Genomic DNA, 5,163 nt, shown 5'->3' on the forward strand with positions numbered 1-5,163 from the left:
GCCCCCAGGGCGGTGGTGCTGTAGCTGGTTCCCAGCGTCTGCAGATGCCGCTGCATCCGCGCCGCCACCTGGGGATCGGTAACCCGCAAGATGGTGCGGATCCCCGGTTGCAGGCTGTGGGCGGTCAGGGCGGTCTCGAGGTTGGTGAGATCGTCAGGCGTCGTGCAGATCAGGCAGCGGCTGCTTTGGATGCGAGCCTGTTGCAGCGTGCTGGCCAGAGCGTAGTTGCCCCGAATCACCACCGCCCCCTCCCGTTCCGCCGCTTCCACCAGAGGGTTGTCGCTGTCGGGCTCCACCACCACCACCTCATAGCCCATCTGCCGCAACAACTGCAGCACCAAGTAGCTTAGCCGCCCCAAACCGGCAATCACCACATGATCCGCTTTGGGCATACGGGCGGCTCGGCCCAAGCCAAAGCGGCTGCTCACCAACTTGTCGGTCACCAACCCGTAGATCAACCCCACCAGGGCAGCTCCCACCAAGGTCATGACCACCGCCACCACCTTCACCCCCAGCGGCGTCTCCGCCTGCTGAAAAGCCTCGATGTCGCCATACCCCCCTGTCAACACCACGATGGTCAGCAGCAGCCCGTCAACCACAGATTTGCCGATAATTCTGAAATTAATGACCCCCAGCACCAACATCGCCCCCAAGGTGAAGGTGAGGGTATGCACGATGGGCTTGACCTGCAGCAGTCCCTGCAGGCTTCTGCGCAGCCAAGATAGGAGGCCCCGCCCGAACGACTTGCCTCGCCGTTGTTGTCGCCTGTCTTGCGCCTGTCCGCTGGCCCAGCGTTGGGCCCGCGAAGAGCCGCGCCGCCCGTTGCGCTCCAACAGTTGCAGATAGGATCTGGGGTCGCAGATCACCAAAATGCGATCCCCCTCCAGCAGATCTGCCTCGTGGTCGAAATCGTCGAAAACCCGAGACTCGGAAAAGTCGGACAGCCCGTCCACCGGGTAGTGGAACAGCACCCGCGCCCCAAAGGTTTCCTCCAGTTCCGCGAGGGGCATGTGCAGCAGACGGGAGTTGTAGCCGATGGTCAGCTCCACCACGTTCCAGAGGGTGGTCTCTTGGGGGGCGCCCAAATAAAGCGGATCGGCCAGCTCCGGCGGCAGCGTGGCCGGCTGAGCCTCCAACTGGGGCAGCTCGAAGTAGCCGACAAATTCGTCCGAGACAGCCTTGAGGGCAAAGGCCGGAGCCGCTAAGCCGGCAACCGATAGGGAAAAATGCTGCGGCAAAATCGAGTCCAGGTAGCGGGCAAGGCCGGTGTTAAACAGACGAGAGACAATGCGCGCCTGCGGGTTGAGATCTCGAATCAAGAGGGCCAGCTCAAAGTTGGCCTGGTCGTTGTCCTCCAGCAGCAGCGCCACCTTGATCCGCTCGATCCCAGCCCGGCGCAGCACCTCCGGCTGATGGGGATCCCCCTCTACGTATTGCCACGGTTCCTTTAACAAAGAAGGCCGCGGGCCAGGAGCCACCACCACCGCGCGCTGTCCAAAGTCTTCCAGAATCTGCAGCGTCAACGCTGCCAAGTCGTTGTAGCCACAGACTAGGAGGAAAGCACCTGGATCCCGGCCATTGTCTTGCAGTTGCTCATCCGGCCCTTGAGAAGGGGAGCCCACCATACTCCACCATCCACCCTGCTCCCTTTATACCCAAGGCAGCTCTAAAACCCCGACCTACCCAAAATATTCCAGTAAGGGATCCCCTTGCCCGGCCAGCCGCATGAGGAGCGACCTTGGCTCTTGTTTCCAGCGAGAGTTGGCGGATCTGAGGCCAAACGGTTCAAAGATGAGAACAACTCCCAACAGCTTGACTCGGTACTTAGGATCCTCTATCATTGCCCCAGAGCAAAGTTCTTGAATAAAAATCTCAATAAGCTTGGCCTAGACAAAGATCAAAAGGTCGGCATTTGGGAAAACTCCCCTGCTTTCAGGGGAGGGACTTTCAAGTGCTTTCTCGGGTAAAGGCATTGCTGACTGGGTCAATGCAGCAGCCTTTCTTGAAATGTTTTTGAGTTTAGGAGTTGGGTATGCGCTTATCGCGACGGCAATTTGTCAGCTGGGCCGCTCTGGGCTCTGTAGCCTTGGCGGCAGGCTCGTTGGGGCGTCCGGCCCGCGGCGCCAACCGGGAGGTGAACCTCTACACCTCTCGGCACTACGGCACAGACGAGAAATTGTACGACCTCTTCAAGCAGAAAACGGGCATTACGGTGAACTGGGTGCAGGGCAACGCCGATGAGATCATCGAGCGCATCCGCAGCGAGGGATCCAACAGCCCCGCCGACATCTTCATGACGGTGGATGCTGCCCGGTTGTGGCGCGCTCAGAACGAGGGCTGGTTTCAACCCATCCAGTCGGAGACGCTCTCCAAAAATATTCCCGAGTCTCTGCGGGATCCAGAGGGGTACTGGTTTGGCCTCACCAAGCGGGCGCGGGTGATCATGTACAACAAAGACAAGGTGGATCCCAAGGAGTTGTCCACCTATGAGGACTTGGCAAACCCCAAATGGCGGGGCAAGGTGCTCACCCGCTCCTCCAGCAACGTTTACAGCCAATCCTTGACGGCTTCGATCATCTTGGCGCACGGGATCCCGGAGACGGAAAAGTGGGCGCGGGGCTTGGTGGCCAACTTTGCGCGCCCGCCGGAGGGGGGAGATATTGATCAAATCAAAGCCGTAGCCGCTGGCGTAGGAGACGTGGCCCTGGTCAACACCTACTATCTGGCGCGTTTGATCAAATCCGACAATCCAGAAGAGCGCGCCGTAGCCGAGAAAATCGGCGTCTTCTTCCCCAACCAGCAGGATCGTGGCACCCACGTCAACATCAGCGGGGCCGGCATTCTGAAAACAGCTCCCAACAAAGAAGCGGCCATCCAATTTTTGGAGTTTCTCTCCGGGCCAGAGGCGCAGGCCATTTTTGCCCAGGGCAACAACGAGTATCCAGTGCTGCCAGGGGCCGAGATCGACTCGGTGGTGGCCAGCTTTGGCACCTTCAAGGAAGACACGATCAACGCCGCCAGCATTGGCCGTGTCACCCCTGATGCCCTAAAGGTAATGGATCGGGCCGGTTGGAAGTAGATCAGGCCTCCAGGACAGGCCCTGAGTGCAGCCTTTCATTGCTTGACGCCGTGAACGTTAAGCAGCTTGACGGTTCTTGGCCAAGCGTCGATACTATAGGACGGCGTTGCTTCCGTTCGAGGCCGCTCGGGCCTTTTGTCTATACTTTTTCAAGGTTTCTGGAGGCTCAGCCAATGAAGCAACTGCGCACTGCAGTCTTGTTTTTGCTCCTCCCTTTTTTAACTTCTTCCTACAGCAGTAGCCCGGCAGAGGCCATTGAAAGCCTCCCCGAAAAGGCTCCCGTTCCCAAGCGGGATCTGCTTTTAACCACGGAAAACGGCGTCAAAATCTATAATGGCGGGTTTGGCTCTGGCCTTGCCTTTGATGGCCAATATTTTTATGTGCTCACCGATCGCGGTCCCAATATTGATGGAGCTGAGTCAAACGACAAGATTTTCCCTAAGCCAGACTTTACCCCTCAAGTTGCCAGATTGTCTTTGGACGGCAAGGGCTTCAAGTTGGACAGGGTCATCCTGCTGCAAGACGAGACAGGCAAAAATCTCACCGGGATCCCCAATCCATCTGACTCGGGGGGAACGGGAGAGAATGCCTACGATCTCAGCGGCAAGCAGCTTGCGCCGGATCCCAAAGGTATCGATCCAGAGGGGATCGCGGTGGCCAAAGATGGAAGCTTTTGGATTGCCGACGAATACGGACCTCACTTGATCCATTTTGATTCCAATGGCAAGGCCATCGAGTGGCTAAATCCTTTTGGAAGTGGAGTTGGCGGCAAAAAGCTTCCAGAAGTTTACAAAAATCGGCGCCCCAATCGCGGCATGGAGGGGCTAACTCTGACGCCCGATCAGAAATACTTGGTCGGCATCATGCAGTCTCCGCTTTTGAACCCCAATAAAGATGTTCAAAAGACCGCAACTGTTTGCAGGATACTCTTCTATGAACTGGCCACGGGCAAGTTCAAAGAATACCTCTATCCTTTAGAGGGAACTGGCACCGCTGTTAGCGAAATTGTCGCCATTACCGACACAACCTTCCTGGTTCTCGAACGGGATGGCAAAACGCCGGGAGAGGACAAAGAGGTTACGAAGAAGATCTACAAAATCGATACTGCCGCTGCCACGGATGTCTTTGATCCTGGTCCAAATGGCCTGCTGGTTAACGGCAAGACTCTGGAGCAGTTAACCCAAGAGGAAATCATTGCAGCGGGGATCAAGCCCGTTTCCAAAGAAGAAGTATTTGACATTATGTCGATCCCCAATTATCCCCACGACAAGCCCGAGGGGTTGGCCATTCTCAACTCAACTACCCTAGCGATAGTTAACGACGACGACTTTGGCATCGTCTCGGAAAAGGGCGTGGTTCAAGAAAAAACTATGCCTTACCTTGGTAACAAGCAAGACGAGAACATCGTTTATTTCGTTAAGCTGCCCAAGAGCTTGTTTTGAGAGAAAACTTGGTTGGGGATCCCTGGAGGATCCCCTTTTCTTCCCCGGAGTTGCTCAAGAGGTAGCTCCAGCCTGTTGAGATGGACAAAGAGATGAGGTTGAAGTTGTTGAGCAAATCTCTGCCGGGAAGTGGCTTCTTTTCTCTGAACGGCTGGGCGCTTCTGACTCTGACCCTCAGCGGTCTCATTCTCGCTCCTGTCCTTACGGTGCTGCTCAGCCTCCTTGCCGACGAGCGGCAGGTTTGGGGGCACCTGGTTGACACGGTCTTGGGGCTATATGTGCGCAACAGCCTGCTGATAATGGCGGGGGTGGCGCTGGGAGTCATCCTGGTGGGCAGCGGCACCGCCTGGCTGGTGACGATGTGCGAGTTTTGGGGGCGGGCCTGGCTGGAGTGGATGCTGGTGTTGCCCCTGGCAGCTCCTACTTATGTGTTGGCCTACGCCTACACGGACTTTTTGCAAGTAACCGGCGGCTTCCAGATCTGGCTGCGGCGGGTCACCGGCTGGGGCATCGGCGACTACTGGTTCCCTAACATTCGCTCCTTGTGGGGGGCGATCCTGCTGCTCGTCCTCACTCTTTACCCCTATGTGTATCTCTCGGCGCGGCTGGCCTTCCAGGAACAGTCGGTGGCCTGTTTGGAGG

The 5,163-nt window shown here is 57.2% G+C and carries 4 protein-coding genes; 3 read left to right on the top strand and 1 reads right to left on the bottom strand.

Translation table 11 applies throughout. The features are described 5' to 3' along the window. Positions 1–1,625: NAD-binding protein (locus NW809_RS10555; RefSeq protein WP_414402083.1), on the bottom strand; the 1,625-nt coding region annotated here is incomplete at its 3' end. Between the two features lie 401 nt (positions 1,626–2,026). Here NW809_RS10555 and NW809_RS10560 point away from each other — a divergent pair. The 3 genes from NW809_RS10560 to NW809_RS10570 all read left to right on the top strand — a co-directional run. Continuing rightward, complete coding sequence (locus NW809_RS10560; protein WP_414402084.1) at positions 2,027–3,079, top strand: Fe(3+) ABC transporter substrate-binding protein; 1,053 nt, start codon at positions 2,027–2,029, stop codon at positions 3,077–3,079. Positions 3,080–3,252: 173 nt separating this feature from the next. Continuing rightward, positions 3,253–4,521, top strand: a complete 1,269-nt coding sequence (locus NW809_RS10565; RefSeq protein ID WP_414402085.1) for an esterase-like activity of phytase family protein — start codon at positions 3,253–3,255, stop codon at positions 4,519–4,521. 92 nt (positions 4,522–4,613) lie between these two features. After that, a partial coding sequence (locus NW809_RS10570; RefSeq protein ID WP_414402086.1) for an ABC transporter permease occupies positions 4,614–5,163 on the top strand: 550 nt, incomplete at its 3' end.

The sequence above is a fragment of the Synechococcus sp. WC101 genome, from assembly GCF_047461555.1.
In the GTDB taxonomy this organism is placed as follows: Bacteria; Cyanobacteriota; Cyanobacteriia; order Thermostichales; family Thermostichaceae; genus Thermostichus.